16 protein-coding genes and 1 other RNA gene are annotated in these 15,310 nt (G+C 38.3%); 11 read left to right on the top strand and 6 right to left on the bottom strand.

Annotated elements, in window-relative coordinates:
• The first annotated feature begins 186 nt into the window (after positions 1-186).
• Positions 187-369 carry a CAL67264 family membrane protein gene (locus ABI125_11230; protein XCF05295.1) on the top strand — a complete coding sequence of 61 codons (183 nt, stop codon included), beginning with the start codon at positions 187-189 and terminating at the stop codon, positions 367-369.
• A gap of 22 nt (positions 370-391) precedes the next feature.
• The gene (ettA, locus tag ABI125_11225; protein XCF05294.1) at positions 392-2,083 is read left to right on the top strand and encodes an energy-dependent translational throttle protein EttA; all 1,692 of its coding nucleotides are present in this window, start codon (positions 392-394) and stop codon (positions 2,081-2,083) included.
• Positions 2,084-2,138: 55 nt separating this feature from the next.
• On the opposite strand, the gene ABI125_11220 is transcribed toward ettA, so the two are convergent.
• From ABI125_11220 to ABI125_11210, 3 genes are all read right to left on the bottom strand, one after another.
• Positions 2,139-2,474 carry a CCC motif membrane protein gene (locus tag ABI125_11220; protein XCF05293.1) on the bottom strand — a complete coding sequence of 112 codons (336 nt, stop codon included), beginning with the start codon at positions 2,472-2,474 and terminating at the stop codon, positions 2,139-2,141.
• A 9-nt stretch (positions 2,475-2,483) separates the two neighbouring features.
• On the bottom strand, positions 2,484-2,759 hold the full coding sequence (locus ABI125_11215) for a DUF2752 domain-containing protein (GenBank protein XCF05292.1): 276 nt from the start codon (positions 2,757-2,759) through the stop codon (positions 2,484-2,486).
• Positions 2,760-2,821: 62 nt separating this feature from the next.
• The gene (locus tag ABI125_11210; GenBank protein ID XCF05291.1) at positions 2,822-4,693 is read right to left on the bottom strand and encodes a T9SS type A sorting domain-containing protein; all 1,872 of its coding nucleotides are present in this window, start codon (positions 4,691-4,693) and stop codon (positions 2,822-2,824) included.
• A 171-nt stretch (positions 4,694-4,864) separates the two neighbouring features.
• Between ABI125_11210 and ABI125_11205 the strand changes: the two genes are divergently transcribed.
• Together ABI125_11205 and ABI125_11200 are read left to right on the top strand one after the other, a co-directional pair.
• A complete protein-coding gene (locus ABI125_11205; GenBank protein ID XCF05290.1) occupies positions 4,865-5,059 on the top strand; it encodes a hypothetical protein in 195 nt (64 codons plus the stop codon).
• Positions 5,059-5,616 (top strand): DNA mismatch repair protein MutS, encoded by a 558-nt coding sequence (locus ABI125_11200; protein ID XCF05289.1) that lies wholly within the window; start codon positions 5,059-5,061, stop codon positions 5,614-5,616. Before ABI125_11205 ends, ABI125_11200 begins: the two co-directional genes overlap by 1 nt.
• Here the strand turns inward: ABI125_11200 and ABI125_11195 are convergent, their stop codons facing one another.
• On the bottom strand, positions 5,617-6,546 hold the full coding sequence (locus tag ABI125_11195) for a hypothetical protein (protein ID XCF05288.1): 930 nt from the start codon (positions 6,544-6,546) through the stop codon (positions 5,617-5,619).
• A gap of 135 nt (positions 6,547-6,681) precedes the next feature.
• Between ABI125_11195 and ABI125_11190 the strand changes: the two genes are divergently transcribed.
• From ABI125_11190 to ABI125_11175, 4 genes are all read left to right on the top strand, one after another.
• Positions 6,682-7,824: a cysteine desulfurase family protein gene (locus ABI125_11190; protein XCF05287.1), complete on the top strand. Its 1,143-nt coding sequence runs from the start codon at positions 6,682-6,684 to the stop codon at positions 7,822-7,824.
• Positions 7,825-8,127: 303 nt separating this feature from the next.
• The gene (locus tag ABI125_11185; GenBank protein ID XCF05286.1) at positions 8,128-8,562 is read left to right on the top strand and encodes a hypothetical protein; all 435 of its coding nucleotides are present in this window, start codon (positions 8,128-8,130) and stop codon (positions 8,560-8,562) included.
• 93 nt (positions 8,563-8,655) lie between these two features.
• Positions 8,656-9,105: an IS200/IS605 family transposase gene (gene tnpA, locus ABI125_11180; GenBank protein XCF05285.1), complete on the top strand. Its 450-nt coding sequence runs from the start codon at positions 8,656-8,658 to the stop codon at positions 9,103-9,105.
• A gap of 42 nt (positions 9,106-9,147) precedes the next feature.
• Complete coding sequence (locus ABI125_11175) at positions 9,148-10,152, top strand: hypothetical protein (GenBank protein ID XCF05284.1); 1,005 nt, start codon at positions 9,148-9,150, stop codon at positions 10,150-10,152.
• A gap of 3 nt (positions 10,153-10,155) precedes the next feature.
• Here the strand turns inward: ABI125_11175 and ABI125_11170 are convergent, their stop codons facing one another.
• Positions 10,156-12,678 (bottom strand): carboxypeptidase-like regulatory domain-containing protein, encoded by a 2,523-nt coding sequence (locus ABI125_11170; GenBank protein XCF05283.1) that lies wholly within the window; start codon positions 12,676-12,678, stop codon positions 10,156-10,158.
• Positions 12,632-14,317, bottom strand: coding sequence for a M23 family metallopeptidase (locus ABI125_11165; protein XCF05282.1), 1,686 nt, complete (start codon positions 14,315-14,317; stop codon positions 12,632-12,634). Before ABI125_11165 ends, ABI125_11170 begins: the two co-directional genes overlap by 47 nt.
• A 175-nt stretch (positions 14,318-14,492) precedes the next feature.
• Between ABI125_11165 and ABI125_11160 the strand changes: the two genes are divergently transcribed.
• From ABI125_11160 to ssrS, 3 genes are all read left to right on the top strand, one after another.
• A complete protein-coding gene (locus ABI125_11160; GenBank protein XCF05281.1) occupies positions 14,493-14,783 on the top strand; it encodes a hypothetical protein in 291 nt (96 codons plus the stop codon).
• 16 nt (positions 14,784-14,799) lie between these two features.
• On the top strand, positions 14,800-15,093 hold the full coding sequence (locus ABI125_11155; GenBank protein ID XCF05280.1) for a cell division protein ZapA: 294 nt from the start codon (positions 14,800-14,802) through the stop codon (positions 15,091-15,093).
• A 56-nt stretch (positions 15,094-15,149) separates the two neighbouring features.
• Positions 15,150-15,279, top strand: a non-coding RNA gene (ssrS, locus tag ABI125_11150) — 6S RNA.
• Positions 15,280-15,310: the final 31 nt, after the last annotated feature.

Raw genomic sequence — 15,310 nt, 5'->3', positions numbered from 1 at the left:
TACAACCTCGATAATTATCGTTTTGCAATATTTTGAGAAATGATATTGTACAATTGATGCCTGTTAAACTGTTTTTGAATGAAAAACGATTTCTTCAAAAAGAAATATATAAAATGAAGAGATGCTTTTTAATTTATGGTTAATAACCGATATTTGCCTATAACTAACCAAATAAAGAAAAAGATTATGGCAATGAATAAAAACACGGTATTGGCTTGGGCTACATGGATTATGATTTTTGTGGGGCTAGGGTTAATTGCCATGGGAGCTTTTAAATATCAGGAAGTAGCAGGTTGGGGATTTGCAGCTGTAGGATTGGGCTTTTTCGCTGTGGCTTGGGTATTTAACGCTTTAAAGGGACGTGTTTAAATTAAAACTTACTTAAAATAAAATGAGCGACGATAAAAAAATAATATTCTCAATGTCTGGTGTTACCAAGACATTCCAGAGTGCCAATACACCGGTGCTTAAAAATATTTACCTCAGTTTTTTCTACGGGGCCAAAATCGGTATCCTGGGGCTTAATGGTTCGGGTAAATCTACTTTACTGAAAATCATTGCGGGTGTTGATAAAAACTATCAGGGCGATGTGGTGTTTTCGCAAGATTACTCAGTCGGCTACTTAGAGCAGGAACCGCAATTGGATGAAGAAAAAACGGTGATGGAAGTAGTTCGCGAAGGCGCTGCCGAAACGGTTGCCATTCTTGACGAATATAACAAAATAAACGATATGTTTGGTTTGGAAGAAGTGTATTCCAATCCAGATAAAATGGAAAAATTGATGAACCGCCAAGCCGAGCTTCAAGACCAGATTGATGCCGTCAATGCTTGGGAGCTCGACACCAAATTGGAAATTGCGATGGACGCCCTGCGCACGCCCGAAGGAGATAAAAAAATAGGTGTGCTTTCTGGTGGTGAACGTCGCCGTGTAGCACTGTGCAGATTGTTGTTGCAAGAACCCGATGTGTTATTGTTGGATGAGCCTACCAACCACTTGGATGCCGAATCGGTACATTGGTTGGAACACCATTTGGCGCAGTACAAAGGCACGGTGATTGCCGTAACGCACGACCGTTACTTTTTGGATAATGTAGCGGGTTGGATTTTAGAACTCGATCGAGGTGAAGGCATTCCGTGGAAAGGGAATTATTCGTCTTGGTTAGATCAAAAATCAAAGCGCATGGCGCAGGAAGGTAAAGCCGCTTCAAAACGACAAAAAACCTTGGAACGTGAGTTGGAATGGGTACGTCAAGGCGCTAAAGGCCGACAAACCAAACAAAAGGCACGTTTAAAGAATTATGATAAACTTTTGAGCCAAGACCAAAAACAGTTGGATGAAAAACTGGAAATTTATATTCCAAACGGCCCGCGATTGGGAACCAACGTTATTGAAGCCAAAGGCGTAAGCAAAGGCTATGGCGATAAGTTGCTGTATGAAGATTTAAATTTCAATTTGCCACAAGCGGGAATTGTTGGGGTTATCGGGCCAAATGGTGCTGGTAAAACTACTATTTTCAGGATGATAATGGGTGAAGAAACGCCCGATAAAGGAGAGTTTGTAGTAGGAGATACAGCCAAAATAGCCTATGTAGATCAGAGCCATTCCAATATTGATCCCGAAAAAACCATTTGGCAAAACTTTAGCGACGAGCAGGAATTGGTGATGATGGGAGGAAAGCAAGTCAATTCACGAGCTTATTTGAGTCGATTTAATTTCAGCGGAAGCGAGCAAAATAAAAAAGTGAAACTGCTTTCGGGTGGTGAGCGTAACCGACTTCATTTGGCGATGACGCTAAAAGAAGAAGGCAACGTGCTGCTTTTGGATGAGCCCACTAACGATTTGGACGTAAACACGCTTCGTGCCTTGGAAGAAGGTCTTGAAAACTTTGCGGGTTGTGCCGTGGTTATTAGTCACGACCGCTGGTTTTTAGATAGAATTTGTACCCATATTTTGGCTTTTGAAGGAGACAGCCAAGTGTATTTCTTTGAAGGTAGTTTTTCTGATTACGAAGAAAACAAAAAGAAACGATTGGGAGGCGATTTAATGCCGAAACGAATTAAGTACAAAAAATTGGTACGATAAAAAAAGAGGTCGTCTAAAAATCACTTTGTAGACGACCTCTTGAGTTTTAGGGTAATTAATTACCTTGTTGATTTTGAATTTGTTCCATCATTTCTTGCGATTGCTGCATTAATTCGTCCCAACCAATAGTTGAAATCTGATAAATGGTGTAAACAAGGTAAAGAATATTGATGATTAAAATAATTAAAGCCACTGTTTTGGCGGTTCCCATGGCTTTTATACTGTTTGCCTCGTAATTTTCAGGGTTTAACTTTACGGCGTTTAGTTTGCTGTTGGCAATAAAAAAGGCCACAGCAGCAAGAATAGCACCAGCACCACCAAAGCAACAGCACAAAAGGCCTACAATTGCTAAAACATAAACAAGGGTTGGATTGAGTTTTTGTTGTTCCATATTTAATTATTAATTGATTAATTTAACCATATAGCTTATTACAATAGTCGTTACCGTTATTATGGCTAATGCTCCAATGATTTTATTGGAATGTCTAAATTTAAAGAAAATATTTACGCCCATAACAGTAAACAGTATTAATAAACTATAAACGGCTGGATACATTTTGAAAGCTGCCACAAACTCACCTTGAAACACAAGGGCGATAGCCCGTTGCAAACCACAGCCTAAACATTCAATGCCAAACAGTTTTTTGTTCAGACAAGGTAGCATATATTTTTCCATAGTTATAGTTTGAAGTGAAATGCCCAAGCCAATTTAATAAAAAGAAAATATTTAAAGGAAATTTATTCTGCAATATCATGTACAATCACTTTTTTGGTTAAACTGTGGTTGTCCGAAGTTTCAATATTTACCAAATAAGCACTAGTGTTTAAGGATTTAGTTGATATTGAATGTTTTCTTTCAGAATGTAAATGTTTACTGGTTACTATCTTTTTACCTGAAATATCAAAAAGTGTTATGGCTTTAAGTTTAATCTGATTAGGGTTTAAAATGGTGATTTCAGAGGCAGATTTATTAAAGAATACTTTAAAGTTGTTTTCGGCAATAACTGGAAGGTTTAAAGCATTTTTAGAAAAAGTAATTTCAAATCGGTCGTTATGCGTCCCTTGATTGAGGATGATTTCAAAAGAGCCATTTTTTACATCGGTATAGCTATTATTTTCATGGTCATAAACATATACGTTCACATGCTCAGGAACATTTTTCAATTTATGGATTTTTAAGCTAAATAGGCTATTGTTTTTCCCGGCCTTAAAGCCCAACGGTAAACTAACCGATTCGTCATATTTTATGGATTTTACAACCAGTTTTTCGTTTCCCGAAATAAGGTAAACATCAGTAGCTAGATTATTTATGTTTCTACCATCAAAAAACTTATTGTAGGTACTGTTGTTCGGAGTGCTTTCCCTGAAAGCAATAACGTTTTCTTTATAATAACTGTTGTTAATATGGGTGTGCAATCTAATTTCAGGCACAACCGTTGGGTTTTCAAAAATGGCTTTGTAATCCACACCGTTGTGCGAAATTGGGTGTTTTTTTCCTTCAGGTTCAGTCTTTTTATTCTTGCCTTTTGCAAATACAGAACCATCGCCGTTCGGATCTGAATCTTCAGCAAAACCGATGCGCATAGAATTATCGAAAGTAGCAAAGCCTCCATTAACATTACTTGCAATCACAAAACCTTGGCCAATGGCAGCATAGCGTCTTGAATGGTTTGCATTAAAATCTGTAGTGCTTCCTGTTGTGGTATTGTTGTCGCTTCCGTCGCCATTGTAGCTTTCAAAAAGAGTAGCCGTGTAGGTGCCATTATCGTTTAAATCGCCTAAGTTACCTGGGGTATATACACCATAACCGCCTTCATAATCAGCTAAATAATGAGAGCTTTTTTGTTTTTGTTCCCAAAAATAAATTTCACCATTTAAGTTGGTTTGGTTATCAGCATGAGCCAAAAATAATTTTAAATCCAGGGCAGAAGGGTAAGGGTTTCCTGTTAAAGTTTGGGCGTGATTTAGCAAGCCTGAAGGTTGGTTGTCTGTACCGTCATACGAACAGCTTACAGTAATAGTACCGTTGTTTGGTCTACCTCTAAAATCCAAAACATTATTGAGTGTTGGGCTTCCTTTTAGGGTAAAACCGTAACCCGTTTCAATAGTGCCCGTATCGAAAACTTGCTGCCAATTCCAATAACCTTCTGCGTCTTTTAAAGTGTATATCCAATAGTTTGAAAGTTGGGTAGCTGTACCGTTATAGTCTGAAGTAAAACCATATAAGCTTGAGTTAACATTTGTTACATCGGCGTCATCAATAGGATCATAAATGTTATTTCCGCCCAAGAAATCAGCATTAGCATGAGTTGTGCCATCGGTGCCTAGGCCTACAGGAGAACACCAATAGTTGTATTCATAAATACCAGTAGTTTGGTTTTGATAAATGGAAAGGCTGCCTGTATCAGAATTTTTTATGTCATTATTTTGAATAAGTTGGGCATCACCGCGAAAGTATAAATTAGATGTTGGCGTTTCCAACCGAATATCGTCATTAACAAAAACAACGACATCATTAGCGAAGAGGTAGCTATTGTCGGCCACGTAAAGATCTTGGCTAAAAGCGAAATTCAATGATAATAGGAAAAAAAACAGAAATTTGGAGTTCATATACTGAAGATTGTAGGTGTAACCAAATATACAAAATTTATATTTTCTTACATGTAAAATTTAGGCGATAAGTTTACAACATGCAGTTATAGTGCTGAATATTGCTTATATATAACTGCTTTAAATGCTAAAATTAGTGTAATTTCGCTATGTAAATTTTACTGGTAAATAATGAAATATTTAAATTATATATTGATTATTATTGGTGCCTTTGTGGCTATTTATGCCAAGGCAGGGGCAGACCAGAACCAACTTGTTTTGATATTAGGAATAGTGTTGCTCATGATTGGCGTTTACCGTATTTCAAAGACCATTCCCAGTAGAAAAAAAGATGAAGATTCCGAGAATTCTGAAAACGATAACTAATGTTGTTTAAACCAGGCGATTATGTTTTTGTATTGGACGAACAGCTTTCCGGGACGGTAAAATCCGTTAAGGGAACAATTGTTTCTATTGAAACAGATGAGGGCTTTTTGTTGGATTTTGAAAAGCACGAATTGGTAAAAAAGCAAGCTAAGGAAAACATGAAGTCTCAGTGGTTGGCACATTCGGAGTTAGATTCTATAATTTTAGAAAAAGAACAACCCAAAAGAAAGCAGCAGCCCAAAAAGAAAGCAAAGGAGCGTTTTGCTCCAGCAATGGAAGTCGATTTGCACATCCATCAATTAGTTAAATCGACGCGGGGCATGAGCAACCACGATATGTTAACGCTTCAGTTGGATACGGCGCGCCGTAAATTAGAATTTGCCATGGCCAACCGCATTCAAAAAATAGTATTCATCCACGGGGTGGGCGAGGGTGTTTTAAAGCTGGAGTTGGAATATTTATTTGGTCGGTATAGCAACCTAAAGTTTTATGATGCCAATTACCAAAAATATGGTTTGGGCGCTACTGAAGTGTATGTTTACCAAAATCCTCAATGATTAATTAAACTCGGGCGTTACTTTTCGGCTTTTCGAAGTATCGGGTATGGCACCGTTTTCAAGGGTTCCAAAATTAAAAACATCTAAAGAAATCAAGGTTAAATCAAAGTTTTCAATCACCAGAGTTACGGTAAACGTTCTGTTGATAGTGTGTTCTCTGTAGGCTGTTGCAGGTACCAAAGTTGTAGCATCAGGGTTTAAATAATCGGCTCCCACTTCGCTGTTGGTAATATCGTTTGCAGGGTTGTTGTCTTGAGTGTCGCCTTCTTCATCACGGGTTAAAACGCCGTCACCGTCATCGTCGTTATCCAAATAATCGGGTATGCCATCGCCATCAGTATCTTGGGCATCGTCAAAAATACCGTTGTCATCGGGGTCGGGGTTTTCGTCTTTGGTTAAAATGTTGTCGCCATCGTCATCGGCGTCAATATAGTTGGGTATGCCATCGCCATCGGTATCATCATTTTCTAAATCGCCATCACCGTTTATGTCTTCAAGTTCAGCAGGAACACCGTCGTTATCGTCTTCAACTAATACGGTCTTTAATAAGGCGTTACCGCTGGTACTTTCAATGTCTTCTTTTAATTTTACTTCAGCATTAGGTATGGCATTGCAAAACAAATCGTCGGGCAATGTAGTGTTGCTGTAAGTTCGGTAATTAAAAGGGTTGTTGGCGTTTATGGTGATGTCTTTTTTGTATTCGTTTTTTTCATCAACTTTCAAAATATCTGCAATAGTTAAATCGGTAACCTTAAGCGATAAAGATTCAGACGGATCGTTCTTTGTTTTGTAAAATACCAAATCGCCACCGCTCTCGCAAACTTGAAAATCATCATCAAAATCCAACTCAAAAGTGATGACATCTCCGTCGTCACATGAGTTAAGAGGGAGAATCATAAAGGTTGAAATGGCTAAAAATAACTTACGCATGGGGTGTGGTTTTTAGGCAAAAATAACAGAATTGTTATTTATAACGTAGCGTATTGAAAATAATTTTATTTCAAGTACTTTTGAAGTTTTAAAAGCACGATTTTTAAATAACAGGCATTAAGTTTACACTTTAAAATGAAACAGGTATATTTTGATAATGCGGCAACAACCCCTATTCGGGATGAGGTGGTTAAAGGAATGGTTAAGGTGATGAATGAAAATTATGGAAACCCTTCATCTTCACATGGTTTTGGTCGTTCATCGAAAGTTTTGGTTGAAAATTCAAGAAAAGCGATTGCTAGTTGTTTTAACGTATCTGCTGGTGAAATTATTTTTACTTCCGGGGGAACTGAGGCTGATAATTTGGTGCTGAAAAGTGCTGTTAAGGATTTGGGGGTTCGGCACATCATCACTTCAAAAATTGAACACCATGCCGTTTTGCACACCGTTCAACAGTTAGAAATTGATTATAAAATTAACGTGACTTATGTAAACCTTGACAAAAAGGGGAATGTGGATTTTGAACATTTGCAACATCTATTGAAAACCGACGATAAAACCTTGGTGAGCTTGATGCACATTAACAATGAAATTGGCAATATTTTAGATTTAAAACGAACCGCAAAACTGTGCAAGGAAAACGATGCGCTTTTCCACACCGATGCGGTGCAATCCGTAGGACATTATAAATTGGATTTACAGGATATTCCAGTGGATTTCTTGGCGGCTTCAGCGCATAAATTCCATGGGCCAAAAGGAGTGGGTTTTGCTTTTATTAGAAAAAACAGCAGTTTAAAACCCATGATTATTGGAGGAGAACAAGAACGAGGTTTAAGGGCGGGTACCGAAAGTGTGCATAATATTGTGGGTATGGAGTTGGCCCTAAAAGCGGCGTACCAAAATCTAGAAAAAGAGCGGCAAATCGTATTTAGGCTGAAACAATATTTCATTGATAAAATGAAATCTGAAATCCCGAATGCAACTTTCAACGGGGCATCAGCAAATGCTGAAAATGGCACTTATACGCTCGTTAATGTTTGTTTGCCCGTGCCACCAAAAAAGTCTGCTATGCTCTTATTTCAGTTGGATTTAAAAGGGATTGCCTGTTCTAAGGGGAGTGCCTGCCAAAGTGGAAGTTCGAGAAATTCACATGTGCTGTCTGAAATTCTAAATGAAGATGATTTGCAGAAGCCTTCACTTCGGTTTTCATTCAGTATTTATAATACTAATGAAGAAATTGATTATGTGGTTGGTGTTTTAAAAGAATTTAGCACCTAAAGAGCGCATAGAGTTTCTTCCATTTTCTTGTATTTTGCCGACTTAACTAAAATAAACAATTTCTGTATATCGATATGTTGGTTTAAAGGAAGTTTTTAGTAATAATGATGCAGGCTAATTGAAGCTGTTTATGTTAAATAAATCATATAGTTTTCAACTCTTGAATTGGCTAAATGATTTGTTAATAGTGTTTTGTGTTTTTTTACCACGGAATTATTATACGTTTTTTTTAGCCCCGCTCATGGTTCTTTGTATAAATTTCGTACTTTTATAGAATAGAAATCCCAAATCTCTATAAATTGTATGAAAAAAGATAAACTCATTATTTTCGTAGTGTTTTGTCTGCTAACCTCGACTATGGCTGCGCAAATTGGAATCGGAACAACCAACCCTAATCCGTCTTCAATTTTAGATATCGAATCTACATCGCAAGGTGTTTTAACCCCAAGAATGACATCATCCCAAAGAACAGCAATAGCCTCTCCGGCAGAAGGTTTGTTGGTTTACGACACCGATGAAAGTGCATTTTATTATTACAGTAGTAGTGTATGGGAAAAATTGGGAGAGATTGAAACCCGAGATAATTATAAATTGATAAAAAGTGAAGCCGATTTAGCAGATGAACTAACTGCTGGCGGCGGAGCGTTTTATGAATTAGACACCAATACACTTTATGAAATTAATGGTGAAATCACATTAGTTGCTCCAATTGATTTAAACAGCGCTTATTTAATCTAAAGAATTCCTCGTCAGCTTGCTGCGGGGTTTAGCTGAAAAGTTTGAAAAACGGAGAGTTTTTCAAAACACTTTGAAAAAGTGTATATTGGATTTATGAGTGAACATATTCACAAGCGACATAATAAAAGCCTGCTGTTGTATCATGTAGTTTGTCCAATAAAATATAGGCGTTCAATTTTGACTGACCGTGTTAATTCTAGTATGGTTTTAGTTTGTTCAGAGATAGAAAACAGATATGATATCTATTTTATAGAGATAGGTTTAGACGAGAACCACGTTCATTTTTTAGTTCAGAGTGTTCCGGTTTATTCTCCAAAAAAGATAGTGCAAACGGTCAAGAGTATATTGGCAAGGGAAATCTTTCGTCTTCATCCAGAAGTAAAAGAGCAATTATGGGGAGGTCAGTTTTGGTCAAAAGGGTATTATGTAAATACGGTGGGTCAATATGCTAACGAAGAAGTGATAAAGAACTATTTAAAGAATCAAGGAAAACAAAAAGAATATAAACAGATTCATTCAAGTCAATTGAGGCTGTTTGAATAATTGAGATACCTCGTCAGCTTGCTGCGGGGTCATTCATTCGGCTTGGATACAAATGAAGATAAGCTTGTTCGGGCAAGTGGCATTTTGTTTTCTGGGGCAAATGGAGGCAGTATTAGGAATTTAACTTTAGAGGCCACAGGTGGCGGTGTTTTTGGATTATCCGGAAGTGGGGCAGAGTCGTTGGTGGTGCAAAATTGTATAGTCCAAAACTCATCTAGCGTGGGTAGTATTGCCAACTTTGGGCTTGTTTTTAATAATATCATTCAGTTTTCAGGAAATACAACAGGTATTACTTTTTTGTCCATCAATACTTTGCTTTTAAATAATATGGGGTGGTTAGGAAACAATACTGGAACTTATGAAACCTACATCGGAACTTTCAGTTTAATAGAAAAGGTGAGCGGTTTCAGTACCGTGACTTCGGGTGTGACAGGTCTTGATGTGAGCGCAAACCCAGCTGTAACTGATGGCGTGTTGCTGGGAACGGCATTTTCTGGAGTAGGAACTTATGTGGATGGATATACCACGGGCAGCTATCCTGGGTATAACTTCACCAATAACTGGTTTGTAAATGCTCCGGGAATTGCAGAGGAAACTGATGGTGTGGCTTCTGGGAATTTTTACTTTAATGGTACCTTAACAACAGGTTTTTCTCAAACAATAATCAATGGTATAGCTACAGAGGTTCAAGGAAATGGTACTTTTACTGCTAATAGCCTTTTTAGGTTTACTAGTGCTGGTGGCAACAACAGATTAGTTTACGACGGATTAAAAGAAAGAGAATTCCAAATCAATGCTTCCATGTCGGTTCGCGTTACAGGTGCAGCAACAAACTTTTATGCGTTTGTTTTAGCAAAGAATGGAACTGTCCTTACCGAATCGAATTCTATAGTATATATTGACAGTGATACACAAATCCAAAACATATCGATAAACGCGAATGCTAATCTTGCAAATGGAGATTACATAGAGGTTTATGTTCAGAGGTTAACCGGAAGCGGGATTGATAGCTTAGTGGTTTTTTCGGAAAACCTCAGCATTAAATAGTTCTCAAAACTTCATCGTCGTCCGTACATTAAAAACCCTTGGCGTTAAATAATTGGGTATGGCGTATTGGCGCTTGGTATCCACATCGCGTACCCAAGTGTTGGTAATGGAGTTCTGTACATCAAATATGTTGAAGATTTCAAACCCGAACGAAAGTTCTTTAAATGGTTTTTTCCATCCACTGTTGAATTGCTTTTTTCCGTCAACCAAAACAAACTGTAAACCTAAATCAGCACGCTTGTAATCGGGCAATCGGTTTTGATAAACGTATGGGTCGGCATAGCTTGGCGAACCTCCTGGCAGTCCGGTGTTATAAACCAGGTTTAAATACATTTTCATGTTTGGTACATTGGGCACGTAATCCTGAAATAGTGCCGCAAACTTTAAACGTTGATCGGTTGGGCGTGAAATATAGCCTCGGTTGTTGATGTTTTCTTCAGTTTTTAAATAGCCAAAGCTAAACCACGATTCGGTACCTGGAACAAACTCACCGTTCAGTCTCATATCTAAGCCGTAAGCATAGGCTTTAGCACTGTTGTTGGCTCTGTAACGGATACGTACGTTTTCCAAAGTATAAGGGTTAACATCGCTTAAGTTTTTATAATAAAGCTCAGAAGTGAGTTTAAAAGGGCGGTCCCACATTTTAAAACTGTAATCGTTCCCCAATACCAAATGAATTGATTTTTGAGCTTTCACATTCGGTTGAACTATTCCGTTGGCATCACGAAGTTCGCGATAAAACGGTGGTTGGTAATACATACCTGTAGCTACTCTAAAAAGCATATCTTTTTCCCAATCGGGTTTGATGGCGAATTGCGCACGCGGACTAAAAACGGTTTGCGAGGATGACGAAATCCCCTTACCGCTAACCGTCCAATTATGGGCGCGAACCCCGGCATTGTACCAAACATCGCTATTTCCCCAAGTACTTCGTTTGCTCCATTGGGCGTACGCCTGAAAGCGGTTTATAGTCGTGTTATTCGTGGCTCTAACGTTGTTGTATGGCTCCAACGGGCCGGTAAATGGAATGTAAGGCTGTTCGTTGGATGAGGTTTTGGGTGGACGCAAAGAAAACCCTGCCGAGTCTATCACTTCCCATTCCACCAATCGGTCACGGATGTTTTCGTGAGTGAATTTTGCAGACCATTCAATGCGGTTGTAATCAATTTTAAAATCGCCTTTATGCTCGATATTTGTAATTAGAGCATCTAAATCGTTTCGGCCGTGCGTGAGCTGGCTGCCTATGCCTTCACTAAATTCTACTTCGCCTAAATTTTCATCGCCAATATTGTTATTCACTTCACCTAATCGGTACTGGGCAAAAATATCGAAATACTCTTCCTCGGTAGTGTGGTAACTCGAGGTAATGAGTTGAAGCGTTAAGTCGTCGTTTACAAAATACGAGCCTTTAAATGCTCCGAAAAGCGTTTGGTAGCGGTCTTTTTCCTGTCCTTCGTAAAACACGATAAGTGCCACGGGATCGGCCAAGGTTCCAAAATTGGTCTGTCTTGTTTGTGGTTGGTAGTCGTAGGTGTTCAACGAAGCGTTCCCTAAAAAGCTCAAATGGAATTTATTGGTGAATTTATAGGTAAAAAATGCTTGGGCGTCTGTGAAAGACGGTTGGAAATTGGTTTCTGTTTCTTTGGCATTTACTAGCAAACTATTGTCGCGATAACGTAGCCCCACAATGCCCGATAATTTTGAATCTTTGCTCACATTTTCAACAGAAAGGCTTCCGCCGAGCAAACTCAGATCGGCATTTACTTCAAATTGATACGGGTTTTTATAGGTGATATCTAAAACAGAAGAAAGCTTATCGCCATATTTCGCTTGAAATCCACCAGCGGAAAAATCGACGTTTTGAACCAAATCGGTATTCACAAAGCTCAATCCTTCCTGTTGCCCCGAACGCACCAAAAACGGACGGTAAACTTCAATGCCGTTAACGTAAACAAGGTTTTCATCGTAATTTCCGCCACGAACCGAGTATTGCGTGCTCAATTCGTTGTTGTTGCTTACACCCGGAAGTGCCATCAATAAATTTTCAACACCAGCATTGGCACCTGGTATTTTTCTGATGGTTTCTGGCTTTAAAGTGACTACCCCTTCAACGTCTTTCCGCCGGTCTCCGCTAACCACCACGACTGCAATTTGCTCAACAGAATTGTTCATTACGGGGTTAAATTCGTAAACCTCACCGTTCTTTAAGTTGAAAGTGCTCTCTACCTTTTTGTGCGAGAGATGCGTAAAGCTAAGGGTTATGTCTTGGTTTATCGGGATATCGAGGGTGTAAAACCCATTTTCGTTGGTTTTGGTGCCGCTATCTCTGTTGCTTTTAATGTTTACATTTTCTATGGGCTGGTTGCTTTCGTCAAGAATAATACCTTTTACGGTAGCCGTTTGTGAGAACCCAATGGTAATTAAAGAAAAAAGTAAACAAGTGGTTAGTAAGAGTTTTGCTTTCAAAGATGTAAAAAGTTTATTTGCGGTAAAATAACGCTTCAAAAGTAGAATTATTTCCAACATTATCGGTCACAATCACTTTTAAATTGTTCTTAGTGTCGGTTATCTTGCCATCGTTAAAATCGTGCGTTAGGGTTTTGGTTTTATAATCGTATTCCATTAAAATCCATTTGCCGTTAACGGTGGCCCTGTAATTTGAAATGCCCGAACCGTCGTCATCAATTTTAATTTTTAAATAATGGTAATTGCTCATCCATTGCCCATCTTTAAAATTTGAAGCCGAAATAGTGGGAGCAATCGTATCGAAGGCTAGTGTGTAGGTGCCCAGCTTTTTAGAACTTGCCGTTAGGGTTTTACCATTTTTTTTGGTGTAAGTGTAAGATGGATATTGGTTGTGACCTACTAAGCGGGCAACGTATAGTTTGCTAATGTCTTCGTCGGAATATTTACTGGCATCAAAGGTAATACTGAAGTTTTTTTGACAAGCCATAACATCGTCGTGCAATTTCAGGGTGTCATTTTTTACTTCAAAATCCATGTAAAAATCGTCGTAAAAGGTGTCTTTATAAAAATCCACGCTTACCGAACCTTGCTTTAAATTGGTGGTTTGCTTGGCCTTAATAAAATACGGTGTTGTTTTATGTTGCTCGGGTTCGGCGATAGTGTTTTGGGTGCCTTTTATTTGCACGGTAACCCACGATTCGTTGTTTTTAAAATCGGAAACCCTTATTTTAAATACAGATTGAGTACTGTCTTGAATGGCAAGCATACCATTGTTTAAACCTGGTTTAATAATACTGAGCGGATTGTTCTTTTTGAACAGTTTTTGAATGCGCTCGTGTTGGTTGCTGTAATGCTCGTAATCGATAAGTTCGTTTAGGTGTTTGGTTTCATCAAACGAAAAACGACGAAAATCCAATTCAAAATTTTTACTGCCATTAACAAACGATTGGATATTGTAAACCCCGTTGGAATTGGCCGCATAATCTTGCCTATCGATGGTTTCGATGCCAAAACCAATATTGCCAATAGCCTCAATATTTTCGGCAATATAATCGCCATTTTGTAAAGGTGTTAAGCGCAATTTCTGCTTGGTTTGAAACTTATTTACAAATGAGTTTTCGTCCAACGGATACACATATAACGAGTTCACAATAGGAAAAGAAGTGTCTTTTATGTTGATGCCGAACAGCATGGGGTTGATGGGACGTTCTTGTTTGTCGCGAATTTCGTAATGCAGGTGTGGGCCTCCGGAACCTCCGGAGTTTCCGCTATAAGCCACTAAGCTATCTTTGATAACGGGAAGTGTTTCGGCTGTTGGAAAAAGTTCAACTTCATACGACTCTTTTTCGTATTGATGCTTTTTTACATAAGCTTCAATCTCTGGTGAAAATTTTTGTAAGTGGGCGTAAACCGTTGTGTATCCGTTGGGATGGGTAATGTAAAGGGCTTTTCCATAGCCGAAATGCGATACTTTTATACGGCTTACAAATCCGCTGGCCGATGCTTTCACTCTCAATCCCCGACGTTGTTGGGTTTTAATGTCAATGCCCGAATGGAAATGGTTCGACCTTAGTTCAGCAAAAGTTCCGGAAAGGATCAAAGGAATTTCCAGAGGACTACTGAAATAATCTTGGGGGTAGTTGTTTTGGGCATTTACAACTATCGAAAAAACTAAAAAAAGTGTAGGTAAAAAGCGCATAAAAATGTATTGTGCTAAAATATTAATTAGAAGTGAAATCGCCAAGCTTTGTGCAAAAATCGAGCCAATGGAAAATTGGTGGCTATGGTAAAGTGTGTTTAAAATTTTATGAAAAAACAATTGTTATTCTTAACGAGGTATGTTAACTTTGTGAGGTAAGTATTGGATTTTGCAAATGGGTAATATTGAGGATATTGTAGATTCTTTAGAAAACAAGATTAGTAAAGTATTACACAAACTAGAGCTTTTGAAGCTTGCAAACGCGAAATTAAAAGAAGAATTAGACGTTTCGAAGCAAGAAGTAAACACCCAAAAAGAAATCATTGCGAATTGGGAAGAAAAATACGAAGCTTTAAAAATGGCAAATTCCATGCTTGGTAGTAACGATAATAAAAGAGAAACTAAGCTTAAAATAAATGCGCTAATTAGGGATATAGATCATTGTATTGCCCAACTATCAGATTAGCACAACATCACACTCAATGTCTGAAAAGCTTAAAATCAAACTGTCTATAGCTAATAGGGTGTACCCGTTAACTATCGAAGCCCATCAAGAAGAGGGGTTGCGCAGGGCGGCCAAAAACATTGAGGTTATGATAAAACAATTTGAGCAAAGTTATTCTGTTCGAGATAAACAAGACGTGTTGGCCATGTGTGCCCTTCAGTTTGCCTCTCAGGTAGAACAGAAATCTATCGATAAGGCAAATGTTAATGAGCATGTAGAGAATAAACTCAATGCGCTTCACGACTTGCTGCAATCGCACTTGGTCTCTTAGTCGTTCTTTAAAATAAGTAAAAAGTTACTGCCTACATTGGTTATTTTTTTTGATAAACTCAACGTTAATTCTTTAAAAAGGGTGAGTTTAAGTTGTAAAAGCAGGCCACTAGTGCTGAACTTGTTTCGGTAGCTATGGTGGATCCTTGATCAGCTTGTTAGCCCTAAACTTGTTTTTAAGGAGTTTATACAAAACTTTATGCTGGTGTAGGCTTTTT

It is taken from the genome of Tamlana crocina (assembly GCA_040429635.1).
Lineage (GTDB): Bacteria > Bacteroidota > Bacteroidia > Flavobacteriales > Flavobacteriaceae > Flavisericum > Flavisericum crocinum.
This window is presented reverse-complemented; position numbering and strand designations above follow the sequence as displayed.

Bases quoted from the DNA above. Each gene is read 5' to 3' on its own strand.
- ABI125_11230 (XCF05295.1), top strand. From the start codon at position 187: ATGGCAATGAATAAAAACACGGTATTGGCTTGGGCTACATGGATTATG.
- ettA (XCF05294.1), top strand. From the start codon at position 392: ATGAGCGACGATAAAAAAATAATATTCTCAATGTCTGGTGTTACCAAG.
- ABI125_11220 (XCF05293.1), bottom strand. From the start codon at position 2,474: ATGGAACAACAAAAACTCAATCCAACCCTTGTTTATGTTTTAGCAATT.
- ABI125_11215 (XCF05292.1), bottom strand. From the start codon at position 2,759: ATGGAAAAATATATGCTACCTTGTCTGAACAAAAAACTGTTTGGCATT.
- ABI125_11210 (XCF05291.1), bottom strand. From the start codon at position 4,693: ATGAACTCCAAATTTCTGTTTTTTTTCCTATTATCATTGAATTTCGCT.
- ABI125_11205 (XCF05290.1), top strand. From the start codon at position 4,865: ATGAAATATTTAAATTATATATTGATTATTATTGGTGCCTTTGTGGCT.
- ABI125_11200 (XCF05289.1), top strand. From the start codon at position 5,059: ATGTTGTTTAAACCAGGCGATTATGTTTTTGTATTGGACGAACAGCTT.
- ABI125_11195 (XCF05288.1), bottom strand. From the start codon at position 6,546: ATGCGTAAGTTATTTTTAGCCATTTCAACCTTTATGATTCTCCCTCTT.
- ABI125_11190 (XCF05287.1), top strand. From the start codon at position 6,682: ATGAAACAGGTATATTTTGATAATGCGGCAACAACCCCTATTCGGGAT.
- ABI125_11185 (XCF05286.1), top strand. From the start codon at position 8,128: ATGAAAAAAGATAAACTCATTATTTTCGTAGTGTTTTGTCTGCTAACC.
- tnpA (XCF05285.1), top strand. From the start codon at position 8,656: ATGAGTGAACATATTCACAAGCGACATAATAAAAGCCTGCTGTTGTAT.
- ABI125_11170 (XCF05283.1), bottom strand. From the start codon at position 12,678: ATGTTGGAAATAATTCTACTTTTGAAGCGTTATTTTACCGCAAATAAA.
- ABI125_11165 (XCF05282.1), bottom strand. From the start codon at position 14,317: ATGCGCTTTTTACCTACACTTTTTTTAGTTTTTTCGATAGTTGTAAAT.
- ABI125_11160 (XCF05281.1), top strand. From the start codon at position 14,493: ATGGGTAATATTGAGGATATTGTAGATTCTTTAGAAAACAAGATTAGT.
- ABI125_11155 (XCF05280.1), top strand. From the start codon at position 14,800: ATGTCTGAAAAGCTTAAAATCAAACTGTCTATAGCTAATAGGGTGTAC.